This window comes from Mucilaginibacter sp. UYNi724 (genome assembly GCF_054057495.1).
Genome location: NZ_JBSRZI010000008.1, coordinates 1 through 22,646, shown reverse-complemented (window position 1 = coordinate 22,646; position 22,646 = coordinate 1). Strand labels below are relative to the sequence as shown.

Here is a 22,646-nt window from a genome sequence, read left to right as displayed (position 1 = left end):
TAGAAAAGGTGCGGCAGACAAAGCAATGGCAAAATATTAGTTATGGTATGCACTACTTTACGATAAGAAAATCATTATGAACAATATCGAATTTGACGTTATAATAGTTGGGGGAAGTTTTGCGGGTTTATCTGCAGCATTGTCTTTAGGGCGGTCCGTAAGAAACGTTTTGGTGATAGATAGCGGTGAGCCCTGTAATAAGAAGGCTTCGGAATCGCATAACTTTTTAACCCAAGATGGTGAAACCCCTGCTGCCATAGCACTGAAAGCACGTAAGCAATTGGAATTTTATACCAGTGTTAAACTTTTGGCAGGCACCGCAAAAGCTGTGATACAAAAAGATAACTATTTTGAATTGACTACTGCCCTGGCAGAAACATTCACAGCTAAAAAGATCCTATTCGCTACAGGGATTAAAGACTTGATGCCAGACATCCCTGGCTTTGCTGACTGCTGGGGCAAGTCTATTATCCATTGCCCTTACTGCCATGGTTACGAAGTTTACCAGGAAAAACTGGCCGTGTTCTCTAATGGAAACGATGGTTTTGAGTTTTCTAAATTGATAAGTAACTGGAGCAATGATTTGACCCTGTATACCAATGGCCCATCAACGCTTAACCACGGGCAACAGCAGAAACTGAAGGACCATAACATTAACATCGTCCAAACAAAAATTGCAGCAATAAACTGTGTTAACGGCAACATTCAAACCATAGATTTTGTAGATGGTACATTACAGCCAATACAAGCTGTATTTGCGCGGGTTGCTTTTGAGCAGCATTGCAATATATTGGAGCAGTTAGGATGCGCCCTTACCGAACATGGGCATATCATGGTTGATGATTTTTATGCAACTACTGTTCCCGGTATATATGCCGCGGGCGATAACACTACCGCCATGCGTTCGGTAGCTGCCGCGGTTGCAGCGGGTAGTGCTGCCGGTGCGCATATTAATAAAATACTTATTAGCGACGAATTTTAACTTCACTTTGATATTCGCCGTAAATATCCTTATTTTAAAGCCATAAATAAGGTTATGGCAACAAGTTTTTGGATAAAGAACCGGTCTGTTTTACTGTACAGTGCATCGCTGGCTGCCTTATTATTTTTAATGAAATGGCTGGAGTGGCGTTTTATTATAGTCGATTATTCATTTGAGCTTTACGCGGGGGCAACAGCCTTTATCTTTACCATGTTGGGCGTTTGGTTGGCTTTAAAAATCGCCAAACCTAAAACATTGGTGGTAGAAAAGCATGTGCTTGTAAAAACCAACGATTTTGTATTTGACGCTGACGCGCTTACCCGCCTTAGCCTTAGTAAACGCGAAATGGAAGTTTTGCAACTGATGGCCGATGGGCTCAGTAATCAGGGTATTGCCGAAAAGTTGTTTGTATCGCTCAATACCATCAAAACACATACCTCAAAGGTATTCGAAAAGCTTGAGGTTCAGCGCCGTACCCAGGCTGTTGATAAGGCTAAAAAATTGAACATCATCCCATAAATACTACCGGTACTTTAGTATTAAAAGTGTTATTGTTATCAAAATCACACTAAAGTATGAGCTTAAATACAAAGCCTTACGCCACCTTTGAAGCATAAACTTTAAAAACTTAAAATGAAAAAGAATGTAATTAAATTCGGTTTACTGTCTGGCGCTATTGTATCAATATGGATGCTTTTCAGCATGGGCTGGTGCCACAGTAGCGGCACTTATGAGGGCAACATGATAATAGGGTTTTCGTCTATGATTATTGCCTTTTCCCTAATGTTCCCCGCAGTAAAAGGCTATCGCGATAAGTACAATGGTGGCGTAATAAGTTTCGGTAATGCTTTTAAAATGGGGCTTTTAATAGCCTTGATAGGTTCCAGCATGTATGTGGTTTCGTGGATGATAGACTATTACTTTTTTATGCCCGATTTTATGGACAAATTTGCTACGCAGCTTGTTAATAAAGCCCAGCATAGCGGAAAAAGTGCTACAGAAATAGCTGAGAAAATAAAGCAAGCAAATTCTATGAGAAGTGTTTATGATTCTGTTTTCGGCTTTATTATGTACACCTATCTCGAAATACTACCGGTAGGTATAATTGTTGCGCTGATAGCGGCGCTTATATTAAAACGAAAAACAAACACCGATGATGTAGCGGTTGCTGCATAGTTTACTGTTTATGCTTATACGTTATCGATACTATTTCAATGCAAAAACGCTCAGCATTTATACTGAGCGTTTTTGCATTTATAACTACCATTTATCCAGTCCCAATAGTTTTTTGCCCAGGGCCGATAGTTTTGCAACCGGGTTTTTCTTTTCGCGTGCCATGGGGTCGCCGGGGAAGGCATAGCCTTGCATGGCTTCGCGGCTTTGCCAGCTGTTTATACGCCATTGGCGCAATTCTTCGTTGTCTTCCTGCGCGGGCATCATTGATATATATTGCGCCACACGCACCTTGTTACCGCTGGTATTGGCGCGGATGCCATGTGGCTCAAGGCTGTTAAAAATCAGCAAGTCGCCAGCCTCCAGTTTAACCTTTTCTATATCAAAGCCTGTGGTATCTGGCTTGTAATGATCACGGTTTTCGGGTTGGGTAAGTTTCCAGATATCATAGGTACGGTAAAGCTCGGGTACGCATTGGAAACCGCCCATGGTTTCGTCTGTTTGGTCTGCAAGGGCCAATACACCCTGCACGTTTTGTGGTTTGGTTTCCGGGTCGTAATCCCAATGGATGAAACCTTTATATTCAAACCCCGGGCGCAGCGGGAAGTTTAGGTTTGCGCGATCTATAGTTACCCAAAGCTTTTCGGTTCCCCAAACATCGGTAAACGCCTGGTGCACTTTCTCCATCTGGCGGTTATCCCACATGTATTGGTGGTTGTAGATCTCTACCATGCCGGTATTGTTCAACTCGGCCATTTGCATTTGGGCATTTGGCTTTTTGTACCATGTCTCCATATCATTTTGGTCTTTACCTTCATATTTCCAAAGGTAATCGGCCATTTTCTCAACCTGTTCTTTAGGTACGGCGTTTTTAATGATCACGTAACCGTTAGTCACCCAAAATTTCCAATCGGCCTCGCTTAAAACCTGCAGTGGTTTGCTGTTGCTGCGGTCGTTTAGTTTTATCTGGCTGCTTGTTGCGGTTGATGGGTTGCCGGGGATAACCTTATGCACTTCGTTAGCTTTTGCGCCCGTGGCCATTGCTGGTGTCATAGTTTCTGTTCTCATTTTTATTTATTGGTTTTGATAGAACAAAAGTAAGGTGGTAATTAAACACCGATATTCTGTACAATGACTAATGTTTGCTCTGTATTGATATTTTAAGTAGATTTATTCCTTCGGTTAATGCAACGGGAAGATGAATGAGATCCAATTAGAGCGGGTAGACTTTGAACCAGGTAAGTCTTTTAAGCTATTTTCCCCGCGGCTGCGTAATACATTCCTTTGGCATTATCATCCCGAAATAGAGTTGGTATATGTTAAGGCTGATGCCGGTATCAGGCACGTCGGTACACATATCTCCACCTATACACAAAACGACCTTGTTTTTATAGGCAGTAATATTCCGCATTTGAATTTTGACTATCGGCTAAGAAGCGACTATCACCAAATTGTGATCCAGCTGCGCACCGATTTTTTAGGTGAAGCCATCCGTACCTCCCCCGAGTTTGCAGCCATTCGCCAGCTATTTAAAAAAGCCGACCATGGGATTGCATTTACAGGCGAAACAAAGACGATTGTTGGTGAAAAATTGGCGAAATTAATTGAACTAAGTTCCTATAAACAACTAATGGAACTGATAGGTATTTTTAACATATTAGCTCATGCATCAGATATAGAAATACTCAACACCGACCAAAGTAGCAAGGATTTTATTATTAAGGATAAAATCCGCATGGGGGCCATATATGAATACATAGACGCTAATTACCACCAAAAGCCAGATGTAAAAGTGGTGGCTGCCAAAGTGCACCTCACTACCGCGGCCTTTTGCCGCTATTTTAAACGCCAAACTAATATGACGTTTACCGATTTTGTAAACCAGTATCGTATGGAGCGGGCCAAGAATTTATTGATGCAGGGAAAAAATATTACTGAAACCTGCTACGCCATCGGTTTCGAAAGTTTGTCTTATTTTAATAAGCTGTTCAATAAAATTGTTGGGCAAAACCCGTCAGGATTCAAGCGTAATTACTCCGGCAGGATTTAAGATGTATAGTGTTCTGGTTAATGTTTAAATTTACAAGTAAAAAATTTGTCGTAACAGGCCGGTTTGTGTAACTTAAACAATTGATAAACGTAAAACAGACATTATAATATCCCCTTTAATTCTCCAACTCTTGTCACACAAAAAATTCAAAACCGAATTTAAAAAGCTTGCGCTAATGATTGCAGCAGGGTTACTGTTTATAAATCAGGCGAATGCCCAAGCCGCTAAAAATGAGTGGAAAGTTTACTCTCCTGATCATTCCCTGCAAATCAACCTGTCGTTAAAGGATGGTAAGCTAAGTTATAATGCCCAAATTGGAAGCACTGATGTTATCCGCGAATCTAAGCTTGGTATAGAAAGTGCTACCGAAAAATTTACGGTCGATTTGACTTTTTTGAACGAATTAACCCGTAAAATAAACGAGATCTACACACTCCCTACCGGAAAGTACCATGTTTACCATGCCACTGCTAACCAGGCAAGTATCACGTTTGCCAATAAAAATAAAAGCAAGGTAACTATTGATTTGAGGGCGTATAACGATGGGGTAGCGTTTCGTTACCGTTTTCCGGATACGGCCCGTGCTTTAACGTTAACGAAAGAGTTAACAGAATTTGCCGTGCCGGAGGCATCTGCATGGATGCAAGCATATGACCGCGACCCTGCTTATGAAAACGTTTTTAAGAATGGCATCCCAACGGGCACGGCATCTAAAGAGGATAGCGGGTGGGCGTTCCCCGCATTGTTCCATACAAAGGATAACTGGTTGCTTATATCTGAAAGCAATACAACGGCGGATAATGCCGCTATGCACCTGCAGCAAAACTGCGACAATGGGGTTTATAAAATAGATTTCCCATTGGCTACCGAAGGTTTGGGTCAGGGCAGGCAATACCCCGTTGCTAAAACGCCGTTTGCTACCGCATGGCGGGTTATTATTGCCGGTAAAAGTACGGCAACGGTTGTACAGTCGGTTTTGGTGAACCATCTAGCGCAGCCAAACGCGATAGGGGATATGGATTGGGTGGAACCCGGCCGCTCTTCATGGAGCTGGTGGAGCGACCACGCAAGCAGCCGCAACATCACCACCCTGAAACGCTTTGTAGACCTCGCTGCGAAAATGAAGTGGGAATACTCGTTAGTGGATGCCAATTGGAACATCCCTACAGAAGGTGGGACCATAGAAGACCTGGTGAAGTACGCCAAACAAAAAGATGTAAAGCTTACCCTTTGGTATAATTCTGGCGGGCCGCATAATAACGTGGGCGAGCAACCGCGCGACATAATGTTTAACCCCGCAGCCCGCCAGGCCGAAATGAAAAAACTGCATGAATGGGGCGTAAAAGCCATCAAGGTAGATTTCTTCCAAAGCGATAAGCAAGACATCATCAAACAATACATCGATATTTTGAAGGATGCAGCCAAAGAAAAGATAATGGTAATCTTCCACGGCAGCACCATGCAGCGCGGCTGGGCAAGAACTTATCCAAACTTGCTGTCGATGGAATCTGTACGTGGTGCAGAGAACTACGGCTGGTCTAACGATTTCGCTAAGGATGCTGCCGAGCTAAACAGCATTTATGTATTCACCCGCAACGTGGTTGGCTCTATGGATTATACGCCGGTTACTTTTTCTGACTCTCCTTGCTGCCCGCATACCACCACTAACACACATGAGCTTGCTTTGAGCGTGATATTTGAATCGGGGATGATGCATTTTGCCGATAGCGATAAATCATACCTAAGCCAGGACAATGTAGTAAAGGCGTTTCTGAGTGATGTGCCAAACACATGGGATGATACAAAACTGATACAGGGGGAGCCGGGTAAGGATGCTATCATTGCCCGCCGCAAAGGTAAAAACTGGTATATAGCCGGTATAAACGGTGAGAATACATCTAAAAATTACAACTTTAGCCTGCCATTCCTGTACAATAAAAACGTTTATCATGGCACGTTATTTACTGATGGCAACACGCCGCGTACAATTGTGCATACAGAGATTGTTCAGGAAAAGGATAACAAGGTTGCCATTACCATGATGCCTAAAGGAGGTTTTGTGTTGGAGTTAAAGCCGCAATAGTCGACAACATTTACTTGAAAGCCTGGTCTGAATAGCCTGGCTTTTTTAGTTTATATATCTGGACTAAAGCCTTTATATTTATTGGACTATGGCTTAACAGCCACAGGTTTTCATATTTGGATATTGTTAACCTTAAACCCTTAAAAATGCCTATCTCAGATATTATATTTCAGCGTGAATTAACGCTTGGTGCCGATGAATTTATTGACGTGTTAAAGCGTAGCACACTTGCCGAGCGCCGCCCTGTTGATGATGCCGAACGCATACAGGATATGCTGCAAAATGCCAACCTTATTATAACCGCGCGCATAGATGGCAAATTGGTTGGTGTATCGCGTGCGCTCACAGATTTCGCTTTTTGTACTTATCTTTCAGATTTGGCGGTTGACCAGGCCTACCAAAAAATGGGTATCGGCGTACGTTTAATTGCCGAAACTAAGACACATTCTCCAAAGGCAAAGTTAATATTGCTTGCGGCACCGGCTGCGGTAAATTATTATCCAAAAACCGGCATGACCAATTTTACCCATTGTTTTTTGCTGGACGATGTGAGCAATCTTAAACTGAAAGAATAGCAATCATCTTTAATATCGTTTGAACTTTTCAGCAAAGCGGTTTGAGCTTTGCAACAAAACGCAGCTATGCGTTACAACCTACTTTTGTCTTATACAATTAATAATTAAAACAATGACAAAAGTTTGGTTCATAACAGGTAGCTCACGCGGATTAGGCCGCAGCCTTACAGAAGCGGTGCTTGCCACAGGCGATAAAGTAGCCGCAACGGGACGCAATACAGATAGTTTAAACGAGCTTGAAAATAAATATCCCGGCCAAGTCTTTCCGGTTAAGCTGGATGTTAATGACAAAGCGCGGGTACATAAAGCCATTGCAGATACGGTAGCCCATTTTGGTAAAGTAGATGTGTTTGTAAACAATGCAGGCTTTGGTATAACCGGCGCGGTTGAAGCCTATACCGATGAGCAGGTACGCACCCAACTGGAAACTAATTTATACGCGCCGATAGAAATAACACGTGCTGTTTTACCTTACATGCGCAAGCAGCGCAGCGGGCATATCTTGCAGATCAGTTCGATAGGTGGCAGGGTTGGTAGCGGCGGTGTAAGTATATACCAGGCAGCCAAATTTGGCCTTAGCGGATTTAGCGAGGGCTTGGCTGTAGAGGTTGCGCCTTTAGGTATCAAAATTATTTGTGTTGAGCCGGGTGGTTTCCGTACCGATTGGGCTGGCGATTCGATGACGTACGCGCCACATGTAGAAGGTTACGAAACCACTGTTGACATCCGTGTAAATGCATTTAAAAGCGGCAGTTTTACACCAACAGGCGACCCGGGCAAAGCCGCCCAGGTAATGATAGATATGGTAAATACCCCCGAGCCGCCTTTACACCTGTTGCTGGGCAGCGACGCCGTAGGTATTGTAAAATATTCTGAAGCGGCTAAACTTAGGGAATTAGAAAAATGGGAAAGTACCAGCCTTTCTACCGATGCGGATGGTGCCGAAAATTTCCTGGAAACTGAATACGGTAAACGCTACATGAGTTTGAAAAGTAATTAATAGTGACGGTTGATCGGGTGAATGGTTGCCTATTTGTAACTTTGTACCATCCACCCGATCAACCTTTTTTTAAATCTGCACCATGCCAACCAAACAAGAACATACCGAACGCCCCAAAATAGCATACTCTTGCTACGTTACCCGCAGCCGCGAGGGTGAGCAGTTTGTTCCGGAGCATGTATTTAGCTACCACATAGCCGGGACCATGACAATTAATGACGGGCAAAAGGAATCTGTTTTTAAACCGGGGGATTTTAGGTTCATTATGCGGAATAACCTGGTTAAGTTTTTGAAAGTACCACCGCCAAACAGCGACTTTAAATCGGTATCGGTTTACCTGGATCAACAAACGCTGCGCAATTTTAGTATAGAGTACGGCTTCAAGTGTACAGGGCATTATACCGGCAATGCGGTGATGGTGTTACCGCCACAACCCTTGTACAAAAGCTTCATGGAATCCATCATTCCGTATCAATCAAACGATATTACAATTGATGATAAACTGCAGGAACTTAAACTCCGCGAAGCTATTTTAATACTGTTGCAAAGTAAGCCCGAAATGAAGGATGTTTTGTTTGATTTTAGCGAACCCGGTAAAATAGATCTGGAAGGTTTTATGGAGAAAAACTTTCACTTTAATGTGCAGCTTAAGCGTTTTGCGTACCTAACCGGCCGCAGCCTGGCAACCTTTAAGCGCGATTTTGAGAAGATTTACCACATCACTCCAAGCCGCTGGTTGCAGCAACGCCGTTTACAAGAGGCACATTACCTTATCAAAGAAAAAGGTAAATCTGCCTCAGATGTATATTTAGAACTGGGTTTCGAGGATCTTTCGCACTTTTCATTCGCCTTTAAGAACAAGTACGGCGTGGCGCCATCAAGGATAAAAAATTAAATATTTATTAGTGTTAATTAAACGTTAATATAATGTATATTTAATGTAACCAAATTATAAGCCATGCTACGGCTGTTACGTTTATTTTTTTTAATGCTTTTTATATTGCCATTCGCAATTGCGAACGGGCAGGGGCACGAGGTACGCGTAGATTTTTATAAAGCCCTCTTTATCGTTAAGGTTGATAATTCGGTGTTGGTGAATTTGCCGCAACCGCTTAATGCCGATATTTTAAAAAAGTATTACGCCACTGTCAACGTGGGTAAATACCAAGTATTGGTGGATTCCCTTTTAGCTTACAAACAAGAGCACCAATTAAACGATTGGATGTACTATCAGCTTATCCGCAGGGTGGCGCAACAGATTAGCCCTAAGGAGGCCAACTATGGTGCATATACTTTTTACAAATGGTTTATGCTCAATAAGTCCGGGTACGACGCAAGGCTGGCACTGGCCCATCAAAAAGTGATATTTTACGTTTACAATAACGAGGATATTAGTGATATCCCATATTTTATGGTGGATGGTAAACAGTTTGTTTGCCTTAACTATCATGATTATGCCAAGGCCGACCTTAACGACGACCCGCCTATTCCGGTAAGTATCCCCATCGCGGCAGCAGTAAAGGCATTTTCGTACAAGGTTACCCTGATGCCCGATTTTAAACCCGAGCATGACATAGAAAAGCAAATGTCGTTTGAATATGACCGTAAACAATATCATTTTAAAATAAAGGTAAATACCGATCAGCAGAAGGCATTTAACAATTACCCCGGTGTAAGTTTTGAAACATACTTTAATATCCCGCTGAGTAAAGAAACCTACGGTTCACTTATCCCATTGTTGAAGAAAAATATGAAAGGAATGGATGAACACAAAGGTGTTGATTACCTGATGCGCTTTACCCGTTACGCTTTCCTGTATGAAAATGACAATGAAAATTTCGGCAAGGAAAAACGCCTTTCTCCGGGAGAAACCCTGGCCTCAAACTACAGCGATTGCGATGACCGTGCAGCTTTATTTTTCTACCTGGTAAAGGAGATCTATAATCTGCCAATGATAGCGCTATTATACCCAACGCACATTACCATGGCGGTAGAATTTAGCAAGCCGGTAGGCGAACCTATTATTTACAATGGCAAAACCTATTCGGTCTGCGAGCCAACCCCACAGTTAGAGAACTTAACTATTGGTCAAATGTCTGCTAAATTAAAGAACACGCCTTACCAGGTGGTATATGCTTATGAGCCGTTGGTTAGGTAATCCCTATAAAAAAATATCGCTTTCCCTGTAAGCTTCAATAACCCTCAGTTCACCGTCTTTACCGGGGCGGGAGTTGCCATGCTCCATACCTAATACACCCTTGTAGCCTTTCTCGTGTAAAAAATTAAAGATGTTCTTGTAGTTCACTTCACCGGTAGTAGGCTCGTTACGGCCTGGGTTATCGCCTATCTGGAAATAAGCAATCTCGTCCCAGGTAAGCTTAATATTGTTGATCAAATTACCCTCATTTTTGGCCATGTGGTACATATCATACAATATCTTGCAGCTTGGGCTGTTAACGCCCTTGCAAATCATATAGGTTTGTGCCGATGTGCGCAGGTAAAGGTCGGGCGTATCGCTAAGGGGCTCCAGCACCATTACAATGCCGTGTGGCTCCAATATCTCGGCGCCTTTACGCAGGGCAGTTATCACGTTCGCGTTCTGGATATCCAGCGGTAAGTTGCGGACAAAATCGCCTGGGACCACGGTGGCCAATTTTCCGCCGCAACGTTTGGAAACTTCTACCGCCTGGTGGCACCCTTTCAAAAATATATCGATGTGTTCCTGCTTGCCATCGGCTAAGGTATTCGCCCCGTTTCCTCCTTTATCCAGTACAAAAACACCCATTTTCATACCAAGTTTAGTAAGTAGGCCGCCAATTTTCTCCTGTTCGGCGGGGCTGCGGCTGCTCATGCCATTATCCTCGATACTGCGGAAACCCTGGTCGTACATGAAACGGATCTGATCTAAAAAATTGGCACCTCCCGAATTTTTGAACATGCCATCGTGTGGGGCATAATTCATGTTAAAAGGTTTGCCGGGGGCGATGCTTTGGTTAGCATTAGTACTTGCCAAAACCGAGTTTCCGGCCAGCATAGAACCTGCCGCCAATGCGCTATTTTTTAAAAAATTGCTTCTGTTCATGGTAAAGAGGGTTTATATTCGATTGATATTTCGAGGGCGTAATATCACATTTTTTATGATAACTACTATACGATACTTTAATTTATAGGTGATGTTGCGTTATTCTGTACCTTTCTTCACAGCGCTATTGCGGATAAACAGGACGGCCATTAACGCACCTAAAAATCCCAATCCCGCAGCAATGCGCATTATATTACCGTAAGCTGCTATAAAGCTGTTCTTGTAAGCTTTTTCAATCGCCGCCTTATCCTTCACCTCAAACCCGTAAGGTACTTTGGCGTTGCCCAGATTTACAGCCTGTTGCTCTATAACCTTTCTTTGCTTATCATTTAACTTTGCATTTTTAAGCTGGCCTTGTAACGCGCCAGAAAAAAACAACACGGCTAATGCACCAAGTATCGCGTTAGCAAAAACATTAGCTATTCGGGTAAGCGCGTTATTTACGCCAGACGCTGCCCCCGAAAAATGATCGCTTACGGAACCCATTACCGCAGCGGTTAGCGGCGCTACGGTAAACGACATTCCCAATCCAAACACCAATATGCCGGGGAAGAATGTGGTCCAGTAATCAGACGGCCCGGCTGTTTGTTTCACAAACGACAGGATGAGCAAACCAGCACCAGCCGCCGCAGGGCCGCCAATGAGTAGCATGCGCGGGCCATGCTTATCTGCCAATGCGCCTGCAAACCTTGCAATGGTTATCATCAAAACCGTAAACGGCAAAAATGTTAGGCCCGATTGTAGCTGACTGTAGCCCTGCACTTGCACCATGTTCAAACCTAAAAATAACATACCCGCGCCAAGCCCGGCATAAAGGAAAAACGTAAGTAAATTGGCTCCGCTAAAGGTTAAATTTGCAAAAAGCTGCAAAGGCATCATCGGGTATTTGCTCTTTTTTTCGATGAACACAAAAGCGATCAACAGCATCAATCCACCACCTAAAGAAGTATAAACTTGCCAGTTGTGTAGCCCTACGGCAGGGATCCTCAAAAAACCGAATGTAACTGCCGCCAAGCCCAATGCAATGGCTATAGCACCTGCAAAATCGAGGCCTTGCTTGCTGTTGTCGTCTTTTATTTCGTTTACGTTTTTAGCTAATATGATGAGGGCTACAATGCCTATGGGTATGTTGATGAAAAAGATGTATCGCCATAAACCGGCATCGCCAAAGGTACCACCTAAAACGGGGCCACCCATGGTAACTACTGTTGTAAAAGCACTCCAGGTACCTATGGCTTTGCCGCGTTCTTTTGGGTTGATAGAGGAGGAGATGAGCGACAAACTCCCCGGTATCATCAGCGCGCCCCCGATACCTTGCATCATCCTGAACACGATAAGCAGCGTAACGCCCGGCGCGAAACCACATGCTGCGGAACCCAATATAAATATTAAAATGCCCACCATGAAAACCTTTTTGCGGCCCAGCCTGTCGCCAAGTGAACCACCCATCAGGATGAGGGCGGCAAGCATCAGGAGGTAGGCATTCAGGATCCAGAAAAGATCGGTGCCGCTGGCGTTTAGGCTTTTTTGCAGTGATGGCAATACAACATTTAAGGCGGTACTATCAATAAATGCCATGGCCGATGCCATAATGGATGACACCATTATCCATTTGCCGGCCTTACTGCCCAGTGCAACTGTTGCCATGTTTATAGGTTTTAAGTAAACCTACTAAAAACGCTTCAGTAAAACTATTGTTCGGTTACCGCCATCGTAATTGTGCGTACTTAGTGTATTGAAATTTAAGTAACTATTTTTTATTTGAAGAAAACTTTGTAATTATGCCTTACCAATTACAGCAAACCATTTACCGTCCATTTTATGCTTCCAGATAAGGAATATCAAATGTGGCCCGATGCAGAACTTTTAGAACTGCTAAGGCATGACGACCGTAAGGCGTTTGAAACGCTGTACAATAAATATTCGGGTAAGGCCTACCAGGTGGCGTATAATCTTTTTAGGGATAGCGACGTTTGTGAAGACCTTGTTCAGGAGTTGTTTATTGATCTTTGGGCAAAACGGAACACCTTATGGATCAATTCGCTGGAATGGTATTTAAAAGTAGCCATTAAAAACCGCGTGCTGATGTACATACGCACCCAAAAGGCCACGCTTGACCTGTCGGCCATTTCAACACTTACCGAAAGATACACTGCCGACAGTAAATTAATGCAAGGCGATATCAGCCATTTACTTGATGAAGGGGTAGAGCGCCTGCCCGAGAAATGCCGCCAGATCTTCACCCTGAGCCGTAAAGAGTACCTTAGCAATAAAGAAATAGCTTCCCGTTTAAACATTTCGGTTAAAACCGTAGAAAACCAAATGACCATTGCCCTGCGCTACCTGCGTATAGGCTTAAGCGACTACCTGCCGGTATTAATTGCTGCTATTTTAGTGCAGATCTTCGGCGCGTAGTTATCCCTCTAAAATATTTTTACTTCCCTTTAGGGGGTGCCGCCGGCAATTGCATCTTACATATATAAACCATGAGAAAGTTTACTTTTCTGAGAAAAAAAATCCAGGCCAAAGACCGCGCTTTGCAGGAAAACCTTGTGACCAAATATTTTGACGATATGCAGCTTAGCGATGAGCCAGCCGCCGGCAAAGACAAAGGTTTTAACAGCGATGAGGTATATAACCGCATTATAAATAGCATTGATGCTATGCCGGTTAAACGCGCGGGTAATGGTAAAAAGTGGATGGTTGCCGCATCGTTAGTTGCGGTGGCTTCGCTCTCGGCATTGTTTTTTGAATATCGCTTACAGATACTTGATGTAGTGTCGCCCATTCCACAAAAACAATTTACAGCAGCAAACGGCCAGGTGGCTGCTTTTACATTATCAGACGGTACCAAGGTATGGCTAAACGGTGGGAGTAAATTAACTTACCCGGCGGAGTTTCGTGGCAATACCCGCGAGATCACGCTAACAGGGGAAGCGTTCCTTGAAGTGGAGCACAATGCTGAAAAGGCCTTTATTGTTCACACAGGTACGATTAAAACGCAGGTATTGGGTACCAGTTTTAATGTTAAGGCTTATCCCGAAGATGCTTTTGTAAAAGTTGATGTAGCTACCGGTAAAGTAGGTGTGCTTGCGCCTTCGGTGAAAACTGTATTTCTTACCCCGGCGCAAGAAGTTTTAATGGATAAGAAAACCCATAGCGCCGTTACCACTCAAGGTGTTGACATTACAAACCTTACCAGTTGGAAAAGCGGAGACTTTGTGGTTAAGAACATGCCATTGGCCGAAGTGCTTAACGCAATCTATCATCGCTACAATGTAACGGTAAAGGCTGATGCTAACCTTACCAAATGCGCTATCTCGGCCAATTTTACCAATGTATCGCTACAAAACATCATCAAAATAATTTCCAAGCTGGTGAGGGGCAAAGCCGTAGCAGATGGCCGGGGTTACCAATTAAAAGGTAAAGGCTGCTAATAAATAAAAGACCAATTATAATAGAAAGATAAACCAATTATCAGTTCACCTAAATTAAAAACGAATGAAGACATAAATACATAAAAAAACCCTGATCAATGGGAATTGAAACAGGGTTATTAAAATGCCGGGTTATTATTAAGTGTACGTTTCAGAGGTCGAATTCAGAGAACGCCGCACTTGAATTTCAAACACTTTAATTTATTCAAATCTATGAATATATCTCTATTTTCAAATGGAGTAGTTCGTTATGTATTAATATTAATGAAATTTACCTCGCTTGCCTGCTTCGTTGTTTGCTTAATGTGCTTTACCGCCGTTGCAAACAATTCTTATGGCCAAAAATTTTTAGAGCAACAGGTAACGCTTAAGCTTAAAAACTTAAAACTTACGGATGCGCTTGATAAAATTGCTGCCGATAAAAAAGTAAAATTCGCTTACGCGGATAACTTACTGAAGCCGACATTTAAGGTTGACGTTAACGTAACAAATAAAAGTATCAAAGAGGTACTTGACGAGGTTTTAACTCCATACAACCTTAGTTACAAACTAATTGACGATGTTATCGTTATTGGCGATAAGGCCGAGACGCTTGCTTCTACAGGCCAGTCTTCTGTTTCTGTAAAAGCAACAAAAATTACCGGTAAGGTATTGGATGATACCAACCAACCATTGCCGGGCGTAAGCGTTAAGCTTAAGGGTACCACCCTTGGTACAGTTACAGATGTAAACGGTAATTTTGTTTTAGACCTACCGAACGCTGATGGCACCCTGGTATTAAGCTTTATTGGTTTTACCTCTAAAGAAGTGCCGCTTAACGGTCAAACTTCTGTAGGAAATATCCAGTTAGTAGCTTCGCAAAGTTCGCTGAACGAGGTTGTAGTTGTCGGTTACGGCACTCAAAAACGTGTGAATGTTATTGGCGCGGTAGATCAGATAGGTACAAAAGATATTGAAGGTAAACCTGCCGTTAACTTAACACAGGCACTACAGGGTACATCGCCAAACTTAATTATCCAACAAACCAGCAGCGAGCCTGGCGCCCAGCAATTGATTAACATACGCGGTGTCAGCACATTTGGTAATAACACACCGCTTATCGTGATTGATGGTATTACCGGTGGTGATCTTAACCTGCTTAATCCGTTGGATATCGAAAGTATTTCGATATTAAAAGATGCGGGTAGCGCGGCTATTTACGGTTCGCGTGCTGCTAACGGTGTGATTTTGGTTACCACTAAAAAAGGTAACAAGAATGCCGGCGCAGTACTTACTTACAATGGCCAGGGTGGTGTGCAAATACCACATGTTGGTTATAAACCGGTACACGCTTACGAAAATGCTCTTTTACGTAACGAGGCGGTTGTAAATGCAGGCTTAACCCCAGTTTACAGCCCTGCGCAAATCCGTGATTTTCAGGCACAGGGCGATCAGCAATGGTTTTTGGATGCTATTTTGCAAAATGCGGTACAGCAGAACCATAACCTTAGCTTAAGCGGAGGCAGTGCAAACTCTACCTACCTGGTTTCGGCAGGTGTACTCGATCAGCGCAGTAACCTTGTCGGCCCGGATTATGGTTTAAGGCGTTACAACTACCGCATGAACTTAGCCACCGAATTTGGGCGCTTAAAGTTAACCAGCATTTTAGCTTACACCCGTACCGAGATTAAAGAGCACTCTTACCAAACCGGTACGCTTATAGTAGACGCCGGCCGTACGCCAACGTACTACAAAATAAAAGACGACCAGGGCAACTACTTAACCAACGATGTGTTGGCCGAGTTTAACCCGCTTGGTATCCTTGAAAAAGGCGGTTACCGCAAGCGCGATAACGATGATATCTTTGGTAACCTTACCGCAGAGTTAGGCATCACCAAAGATCTGAAACTAAAGGGCGTGTTTGGTGGCAGGCTAACGTCCAACCATATGTTTGGCCGTGTTATACAGGTTAACTACTTGCCAAAAGGCAGTTACGGATCTGACAGGAACACTTTTGACGAGAATCAGAAGAACCTATTTGTTAATTCGCAGTTTTTAGCGCAGTACACCAAAACATTTGCAAAAAATCACAATGTTGATGTGCTGATAGGTGTGGCTAACGAGTCATCTACTAATGATGCGAATTACCTTCGCCTTAAGTTTACCGATCCGGAATTGGGTACCCCAACAACCGGTACAATAATCGAAACCTCGTCATCAGCCACAAATAATAACAAATTTGAAAGCAGCCTTAACTCAGTATTTGGCCGCGCGTCATACAACTTCAAAAACAAGTATTACGGCGAGTTCGATTTCAGGGTGGACGCTTCATCTAAATTTGCTAAAAACAATCGCAATGCATTCTTCCCGTCGGGAACTATTGGTTACCGTTTAACCGAGGAGGATTTTATGCAGAGTTACCGCGATAGATTTGGTGACCTGAAGATTCGTGGTTCTTACGGTATTTTGGGTAACCAAAATGTTGGCGATTACCAGTTCCTGAACACGTTTGGCGTATCTACCGATAGCTACTACGCGTTCAACAACTTGCCCCAAAGTACCGCTACCATCGGTTTTGCTAACCCTGATATACGTTGGGAGCGCGCATCTACCTTTAACGTTGGTTTTGATGCAACATTCTTTAAAAACGCGCTTTCCGTATCTGCTGATTACTTCAACAAAATTACCCGCGACATTCTGTTGCCACCCGTTGTACCGGGTACATTTGGCGCAGGGTTAGGAGATTATAATGCAGGTGAAGTACAAAACCGCGGTTGGGAAGTAACCATCAACTACCGTTTAAAAACAGGTGCGTTTAACCACAGCTTCGCCTTTAACGTTGCCGATACCAAAAACAAAGTTTTAAAACTTGAGGGTGGCGATCAGCTCCGTACCAGCGATGAAATGCAAATTATAAACAAAGTTGGTTTGCCAATAGGTTCATACGTTGGCCTTAAACGTGATGGTTATTTCCAAAACCTGGATGATATTAACAATGGCCCTAAACCGGCCGGCCTTAACGTGCAGCCGGGTGACAACCGTTATGTAGATGTTAACGGCGATGGCATAATTGACGAGAACGATAAGTTTGTTTTAGGCAGTGGCTTCCCGCGCTTAACATTTGGCTTCACTTATAACCTCACGGTTAAAGGCTTTGACCTAAACCTATTTTTACAGGGAGTAGGCAAACGCAGTATGTTTATAAGGGGTGAGCAGGTAGAGCCATTCCACGTCAACTACTCGCAGGTTATTTACCAGCACCAGTTAGATTACTGGACACCAAACAACCCTGATGCCCGTTTCCCTCGCCTTGCAGCAAGCGGAAGCCAGTCAAACGAAAATAACTTCCGCAGGGGGTCCGATATGTATTTATTTGATGGCTCTTATTTAAGGGTTAAAAATATACAAATCGGTTATACATTGCCAACAGGCGTTGCAAAGGCTATTGGTATGCGCAAGGTTAGAACTTATGTTACCGGCCAAAACGTGCTTACGTTCTCGGGCTTGAAGTTTATCGACCCAGAATCATCAGAATTAAACGGCAGTTCTCAATTGCCTCAAAATGGTGGCGCTAACAGCGCGCGTTCTTACCCTACACCAATTTATTATGGTTTTGGTATTGATATAACACTTTAATTCTACACAGACATGAAAAAATTTAATATCAATAAAATAGGCTTGGCAATAATGCTGGTAACAGCTTTAGCTGCCTGTAAAAAGCTGGATCTGGCGCCCGAGAACAGGTTTACAGATGCCAACTACTGGACTACTACGGATAAAGCAAACAACGTTTTAAATACTGCTTATTCGCAAATCTCAAACAGCGGCTACTTCTTTTCGATGGAGGCAATGTCTGATAATGCTTACAACGGCCGTGGCGACAACAATGGAGTTGCTTCATTGGCAGCGGGCACTTATGATCCGTCACTGGGCCGTTTAAAAGGCGAGTGGGGCGATCATTACCGCGGTATCAAAACCTGTAACATCTTTTTAGAAAATGTTGACAAGGTTACCGTGATGGATGCTACGTTAAAAGCACGTATGAAAGCCGAAGCGAGGTTTATCCGCGCATGGCATTACTTTTTGCTGGAAACCTGGTGGGGCGATGTGCCATTGATAGAGAAAGATATTACTATCGACGAATCAAAAACCGTTGCACGTACACCAAAAGCCGATGTAGTTACTTTTATTTTGAAAGAACTTGATGAGGCTGCAACGGATTTACCTACAAACACCTCGTTGGCCGCTGCAGACAAGGGCCGCGTAACCAAAGGTGCCGCCGTTGCCCTAAAAGCAAGGGTGTTACTTTACGACAGCCGTTGGGCTGAAGTGGTTACCGAGTGTGAAAAACTGATTGGTAACGCTACGAATGGTAACTACGCTTTGTTTAATTCTTACGAAGGTTTGTTTTTACCACAGAACGAGTATAATAGTGAGGTAATATTCGACTTGCAATATGCACCGGTAGCAGCCGGTAACAGGTTCTATACCGACTTTAGGGATATGGCGCCGATATCTGTGGGTGGCAGGCTTAACGCCATTGCACCAACACAGGAACTGGTTGACAGCTACCTGATGGCAAACGGTAAAAAGATAAATGCCGCAGGATCCGGTTACGACGAGAACAACCCATATGTAGGTCGCGACCCTCGTTTTACCAATACTGTTGTTTATCACCTGTATCAATGGAAAAACCAGGCTAACGTTACCAGCACTATTTACACCAAACCTGGCAGCGATCCTAACCCGGACCCTACTAAGCGTTTTGATGAGTATGCACCGGGTGCTACATCGTCACCAACCGGTTATTATACCCGCAAATACTTCGACCCTACATCAAACACTGCCGATTTTGGCTCGGGCTTAAACCTGATCCTGATCCGTTATGCAGATGTACTGCTAATGTACGCCGAAGCAAAGAACGAGTTAAGCCAGATGGATGCAACCACATGGGATAAAACCATAAAAGTTATCCGTGCCCGTGCAGGCTTTACGGCTGCAGAAGCGTTGAACTTCCCTGCCGGCAACCAGGCATCATTACGTACCACAATTCGCGAAGAGCGCCGTGTGGAATTAGCGATGGAAGGCTTACGCATATTTGATATCCGCCGCTGGAAGATCGCCGAAACCGTATTGAACGGTTGGGCACACGGTGCCAAATTTGGCGCACCGGGGGTAGATAACGGTTATATCCGTGCCAACCTGCGCACATTTGATGCAAGTAAAAACTACTTGTGGCCGGTACCGAGGGATGAGCGTGCGGTTGATCCAAACCTTACACAAAACCCGGGCTGGAACTAAAATTATTTATAGAAAAAATTATAATCAATTAAGATCATGAAAAATATTTTTTATAGCCTGCTTGCAGGTATGGTAGCCCTGGTTGTTATAACCGGCTGCAAAAAAGACAAAACAATTGGCAACGCCAACGTATCGGCAGTAAATAACCTGTTTTTACCGGAGGATGGCAAGTTTGTAAAAATCGCGTCAGGTGCATCTGGTTCGGTAGCATTTGAGTGGGAGCAAGCCCGTGCTGAAGATAATGGTTTAGTTTTATATGAGGTTGCATTTGATAAAGAGGGTGGCGATTTTTCAAAACCCCTTTATTCGGTGCCTTCTGATGGTAACGGTTTATACAACAAGTTAACCGTAACCTTTAGCGATCTTAATAAAATTGCCACCCTTGCCGGTGTTAAACCACAGGAATCGGGCAAGGTGATCTGGACGGTTATGTCGTCAAAAGGTATTAACGTACAAAAATCGGGTGTTAACCGCGTGATTGAAATTCAACGCCCTGCAGGTTTTACAGATATCCCAACGGAGTTATTCCTTACAGGTACAGCCAGCGAAGGTGGTGACGACTTGACTAAAGCACTTAAGTTTAAACAAACGGCACCTGGTAAATTTGAAATTTATACATCACTAAAAGCCGGTAGCTTCCATTTTGCAGACCGTAAAACAGGAACGCCAACAACGTATTCGTACGATGGTGCAAAATTAACCGAAGCTGGCAATACAGATTTTGCAGGTGCGACTAAGGTTGAAAAAATTGAGGTTGACTTTAATGTTGCCGCATATAAAACTACCGAGGTTACCAACGTAGGATTATGGTTTTCTAATCAGGCTAAAATATGGTTCGAACTTCCATACGCAGGTAACGGAACCTGGAAGATTGAGAACCAAAAGATTATGCTTGATCATGTAAGCTACGGCCTTGAGGAACGTTACAAATTTAGATTTACGTTTAAAAATGCTGATAACACAAGCACCGAGCAATATTTTGGGAGTGTAAACTCTGATAACAGTGCGGCGAACTCAGGTACACCTGCCTCTTACTTTTACGTAGTGCCTGTTAATAATTCGGTGTTTGATTACACTTTTAAGTTTAACCATGATATCGATACAAAAAACGCGGATATCTCGGTGATTTTTAATTCGGACGGTGCGGCTTACACGCACGTGGTAACAATTAAATAATTGGTTTAGTGGGTGGCGGGCTTGCCCGCCGCTCATTATAAATTAAAAATATTATATGAAAAACGTAACCCAGCATATAAAAATAATAGCACTGGCAGGGCTTATCCCTGTTATGCTCACTTCCTGCTTAAAGGATAAACCGTTCCCGCTGTATGGAAACAAAGCATCAGCAGTGATCAATTATACTTTTGCGGCAACGGCCGATACTTTGCAGGAAAAAACTTACACTACGTTCCTGTCATCTAACGGAAATTATTTTATCCAAAACAACGGCGGCAATACCAATTACAACTATTGGCCTCAAGCCCATACGATGGATGTATTTATAGATGGCTATCTACGTACCAAAAACGACCTCTATAAACAACGAATCAAATCGTTACTAAACGGTACAAAAGCCACTAACGGTAACAAGTTGCAGAACGAGTACTATGATGATATGGAGTGGCTGGCATTGTCAACCCTACGTGCATACGAAGCTACAAACGATGCAGATTACCTTGCTGCCGCAACCACTTTGTGGACAGACATCAAAACAGGTGTTAACAGCAACCAGGGTGGGGGTATAGCGTGGCGTAAATCGCAGCTGGATTATAAGAACACACCGGCAAACGCGCCTGCAATTATTTTTGCCGCGCGCCTTTACCGCCTGCAAAAAAATGCTGCCGACCTTGCTCTTGCGAAAGAATTATATACCTGGTTAAAAGGTACGTTAGTTGATCCTGTTAGCGGTATTGTGTGGGATGGAATCAACGGCGACCACGACGGCCAGATCAGCAAAAATAAGTTTACCTACAACCAAGGCGTGTTTATTGGCGCTGCGCTTGAGCTTTACAACGTAACAGGTGATGGTACTTACCTGAGCGATGCTGTACGTACGGCCAACGCTACCATTAAAGACCTTGATATTTCACCGGGTGGCTTGCTAAAAAGCGAAGGCCAGGGCGATGGTGGCTTATTTAAAGGTATTTTGGTTAGGTACCTAACCTTATTGACACTTAAAGAAGACGTATCATCTACAGATCGTGAAGCATACGCCAAATATTTAAAATATAATGCCGAAACCTTATTTGCAAAAGGTATCAGCAGGCCCGATTTTATGGTTAGTCCGGATTGGAAAACCAAACCATCGGGTACAACAGACTTAACCACGCAAATAAGCGGGGTTACGACGATGGAGGCCGCAGCCACGTTAAAAGCAGCCGGCAAATTTTAAGCACTGAGAATTGGGTCTTCCGGGTTATATTTGGCCCGGAAGATTTTTTTTATTTACCTATTTGAGAACATGAAGAGAAGGCAATTTATTGGCAGCACCAGTATATTAGGTGCAGGAGTATTAATGAGCAAATTTTCGTTTGCTGCGAAACCAGCATTCCCGGTTGTGCGTGTACCCGTATCGGCACGTAAATTTAAAAATGCATCGATAGAAAAAGTGATTGCGGAGTTTAAATCGAAAGTTAAAAACCCGGAGCTGGGGTGGCTTTTTGAGAACTGTTTCCCAAACACCCTTGATACTACCGTTACCTATAAAGTGGTTAACAACAAGCCCGATACTTATGTAATTACCGGCGATATTGATGCCATGTGGCTGCGCGATAGCAGCGCGCAGGTTTGGCCATACATTGCCTTTATAAATAAAGATGCCGAACTGAAAAAACTGGTTGCAGGGGTTATAAACCGCCAGGTTACCTGTATCCTGCGCGACCCTTACGCCAACGCTTTTTACGATGATGCCAATAAGGTAGGAGAGTGGAAAGATGATGTTACCGATATGAAACCCGGCCTGCACGAACGTAAGTGGGAAATAG

19 protein-coding genes are annotated in these 22,646 nt (G+C 43.5%); 16 read left to right on the top strand and 3 right to left on the bottom strand.

What is annotated here, in order from left to right; translation table 11 throughout:
• Positions 1-76: 76 nt before the first annotated feature.
• From ACVW0P_RS12945 to ACVW0P_RS12935, 3 genes are all read left to right on the top strand, one after another.
• Positions 77-982 carry an NAD(P)/FAD-dependent oxidoreductase gene (locus tag ACVW0P_RS12945; RefSeq protein WP_457132477.1) on the top strand — a complete coding sequence of 302 codons (906 nt, stop codon included), beginning with the start codon at positions 77-79 and terminating at the stop codon, positions 980-982.
• Positions 983-1,036: 54 nt separating this feature from the next.
• The gene (locus ACVW0P_RS12940; RefSeq protein WP_457132476.1) at positions 1,037-1,501 is read left to right on the top strand and encodes a response regulator transcription factor; all 465 of its coding nucleotides are present in this window, start codon (positions 1,037-1,039) and stop codon (positions 1,499-1,501) included.
• A gap of 114 nt (positions 1,502-1,615) precedes the next feature.
• Positions 1,616-2,158 (top strand): DUF4199 domain-containing protein, encoded by a 543-nt coding sequence (locus ACVW0P_RS12935; protein WP_457132475.1) that lies wholly within the window; start codon positions 1,616-1,618, stop codon positions 2,156-2,158.
• 84 nt (positions 2,159-2,242) lie between these two features.
• On the opposite strand, the gene ACVW0P_RS12930 is transcribed toward ACVW0P_RS12935, so the two are convergent.
• On the bottom strand, positions 2,243-3,223 hold the full coding sequence (locus tag ACVW0P_RS12930) for a phytanoyl-CoA dioxygenase family protein (protein WP_457132474.1): 981 nt from the start codon (positions 3,221-3,223) through the stop codon (positions 2,243-2,245).
• Positions 3,224-3,353: 130 nt separating this feature from the next.
• On the opposite strand from ACVW0P_RS12930, the gene ACVW0P_RS12925 reads away from it, so the two are divergent.
• The 6 genes from ACVW0P_RS12925 to ACVW0P_RS12900 all read left to right on the top strand — a co-directional run bounded on the left by ACVW0P_RS12925 (position 3,354) and on the right by ACVW0P_RS12900 (position 10,021).
• Entirely contained in the window at positions 3,354-4,205 is an 852-nt protein-coding gene (locus ACVW0P_RS12925; protein WP_457132473.1) for a helix-turn-helix domain-containing protein, read from the top strand.
• A 130-nt stretch (positions 4,206-4,335) separates the two neighbouring features.
• Positions 4,336-6,288 carry a glycoside hydrolase family 97 catalytic domain-containing protein gene (locus tag ACVW0P_RS12920; RefSeq protein ID WP_457132472.1) on the top strand — a complete coding sequence of 651 codons (1,953 nt, stop codon included), beginning with the start codon at positions 4,336-4,338 and terminating at the stop codon, positions 6,286-6,288.
• Between the two features lie 146 nt (positions 6,289-6,434).
• Positions 6,435-6,863 (top strand): GNAT family N-acetyltransferase, encoded by a 429-nt coding sequence (locus ACVW0P_RS12915; RefSeq protein WP_457132471.1) that lies wholly within the window; start codon positions 6,435-6,437, stop codon positions 6,861-6,863.
• A 112-nt stretch (positions 6,864-6,975) separates the two neighbouring features.
• Positions 6,976-7,863 (top strand): oxidoreductase, encoded by an 888-nt coding sequence (locus ACVW0P_RS12910; RefSeq protein WP_457132470.1) that lies wholly within the window; start codon positions 6,976-6,978, stop codon positions 7,861-7,863.
• Positions 7,864-7,945: 82 nt separating this feature from the next.
• Positions 7,946-8,758 carry a helix-turn-helix domain-containing protein gene (locus ACVW0P_RS12905; protein WP_457132469.1) on the top strand — a complete coding sequence of 271 codons (813 nt, stop codon included), beginning with the start codon at positions 7,946-7,948 and terminating at the stop codon, positions 8,756-8,758.
• A gap of 93 nt (positions 8,759-8,851) precedes the next feature.
• On the top strand, positions 8,852-10,021 hold the full coding sequence (locus tag ACVW0P_RS12900) for a hypothetical protein (protein ID WP_457132468.1): 1,170 nt from the start codon (positions 8,852-8,854) through the stop codon (positions 10,019-10,021).
• Positions 10,022-10,024: 3 nt separating this feature from the next.
• On the opposite strand, the gene ACVW0P_RS12895 is transcribed toward ACVW0P_RS12900, so the two are convergent.
• Positions 10,025-10,945 (bottom strand): hydroxypyruvate isomerase family protein, encoded by a 921-nt coding sequence (locus tag ACVW0P_RS12895; RefSeq protein ID WP_457132467.1) that lies wholly within the window; start codon positions 10,943-10,945, stop codon positions 10,025-10,027.
• Positions 10,946-11,044: 99 nt separating this feature from the next.
• A complete protein-coding gene (locus ACVW0P_RS12890) occupies positions 11,045-12,592 on the bottom strand; it encodes an MFS transporter (protein ID WP_457132466.1) in 1,548 nt (515 codons plus the stop codon).
• 174 nt (positions 12,593-12,766) lie between these two features.
• Between ACVW0P_RS12890 and ACVW0P_RS12885 the strand changes: the two genes are divergently transcribed.
• The 7 genes from ACVW0P_RS12885 to ACVW0P_RS12855 form a co-directional block, all read left to right on the top strand.
• Complete coding sequence (locus ACVW0P_RS12885; RefSeq protein WP_457132465.1) at positions 12,767-13,360, top strand: RNA polymerase sigma-70 factor; 594 nt, start codon at positions 12,767-12,769, stop codon at positions 13,358-13,360.
• A 71-nt stretch (positions 13,361-13,431) separates the two neighbouring features.
• Positions 13,432-14,382 carry a FecR family protein gene (locus tag ACVW0P_RS12880; RefSeq protein WP_457132464.1) on the top strand — a complete coding sequence of 317 codons (951 nt, stop codon included), beginning with the start codon at positions 13,432-13,434 and terminating at the stop codon, positions 14,380-14,382.
• 264 nt (positions 14,383-14,646) lie between these two features.
• On the top strand, positions 14,647-17,997 hold the full coding sequence (locus ACVW0P_RS12875) for a TonB-dependent receptor (RefSeq protein WP_457132463.1): 3,351 nt from the start codon (positions 14,647-14,649) through the stop codon (positions 17,995-17,997).
• A gap of 12 nt (positions 17,998-18,009) precedes the next feature.
• On the top strand, positions 18,010-19,662 hold the full coding sequence (locus ACVW0P_RS12870; RefSeq protein ID WP_457132462.1) for a RagB/SusD family nutrient uptake outer membrane protein: 1,653 nt from the start codon (positions 18,010-18,012) through the stop codon (positions 19,660-19,662).
• A gap of 36 nt (positions 19,663-19,698) precedes the next feature.
• A complete protein-coding gene (locus ACVW0P_RS12865) occupies positions 19,699-20,838 on the top strand; it encodes a SusE domain-containing protein (RefSeq protein WP_457132461.1) in 1,140 nt (379 codons plus the stop codon).
• Positions 20,839-20,893: 55 nt separating this feature from the next.
• Positions 20,894-22,054, top strand: coding sequence for a glycoside hydrolase family 76 protein (locus ACVW0P_RS12860; protein WP_457132460.1), 1,161 nt, complete (start codon positions 20,894-20,896; stop codon positions 22,052-22,054).
• Positions 22,055-22,123: 69 nt separating this feature from the next.
• Positions 22,124-22,646: glycoside hydrolase family 125 protein (locus ACVW0P_RS12855; protein WP_457132459.1), on the top strand; the 523-nt coding region annotated here is incomplete at its 3' end.

Coding starts and splice junctions, on each gene's coding strand:
- ACVW0P_RS12945 (WP_457132477.1), top strand. CDS start 77: ATGAACAATATCGAATTTGACGTTATAATAGTTGGGGGAAGTTTTGCG.
- ACVW0P_RS12940 (WP_457132476.1), top strand. CDS start 1,037: ATGGCAACAAGTTTTTGGATAAAGAACCGGTCTGTTTTACTGTACAGT.
- ACVW0P_RS12935 (WP_457132475.1), top strand. CDS start 1,616: ATGAAAAAGAATGTAATTAAATTCGGTTTACTGTCTGGCGCTATTGTA.
- ACVW0P_RS12930 (WP_457132474.1), bottom strand. CDS start 3,223: ATGAGAACAGAAACTATGACACCAGCAATGGCCACGGGCGCAAAAGCT.
- ACVW0P_RS12925 (WP_457132473.1), top strand. CDS start 3,354: ATGAATGAGATCCAATTAGAGCGGGTAGACTTTGAACCAGGTAAGTCT.
- ACVW0P_RS12915 (WP_457132471.1), top strand. CDS start 6,435: ATGCCTATCTCAGATATTATATTTCAGCGTGAATTAACGCTTGGTGCC.
- ACVW0P_RS12910 (WP_457132470.1), top strand. CDS start 6,976: ATGACAAAAGTTTGGTTCATAACAGGTAGCTCACGCGGATTAGGCCGC.
- ACVW0P_RS12905 (WP_457132469.1), top strand. CDS start 7,946: ATGCCAACCAAACAAGAACATACCGAACGCCCCAAAATAGCATACTCT.
- ACVW0P_RS12900 (WP_457132468.1), top strand. CDS start 8,852: ATGCTTTTTATATTGCCATTCGCAATTGCGAACGGGCAGGGGCACGAG.
- ACVW0P_RS12895 (WP_457132467.1), bottom strand. CDS start 10,945: ATGAACAGAAGCAATTTTTTAAAAAATAGCGCATTGGCGGCAGGTTCT.
- ACVW0P_RS12890 (WP_457132466.1), bottom strand. CDS start 12,592: ATGGCAACAGTTGCACTGGGCAGTAAGGCCGGCAAATGGATAATGGTG.
- ACVW0P_RS12885 (WP_457132465.1), top strand. CDS start 12,767: ATGCTTCCAGATAAGGAATATCAAATGTGGCCCGATGCAGAACTTTTA.
- ACVW0P_RS12880 (WP_457132464.1), top strand. CDS start 13,432: ATGAGAAAGTTTACTTTTCTGAGAAAAAAAATCCAGGCCAAAGACCGC.
- ACVW0P_RS12875 (WP_457132463.1), top strand. CDS start 14,647: ATGAAATTTACCTCGCTTGCCTGCTTCGTTGTTTGCTTAATGTGCTTT.
- ACVW0P_RS12870 (WP_457132462.1), top strand. CDS start 18,010: ATGAAAAAATTTAATATCAATAAAATAGGCTTGGCAATAATGCTGGTA.
- ACVW0P_RS12865 (WP_457132461.1), top strand. CDS start 19,699: ATGAAAAATATTTTTTATAGCCTGCTTGCAGGTATGGTAGCCCTGGTT.
- ACVW0P_RS12860 (WP_457132460.1), top strand. CDS start 20,894: ATGAAAAACGTAACCCAGCATATAAAAATAATAGCACTGGCAGGGCTT.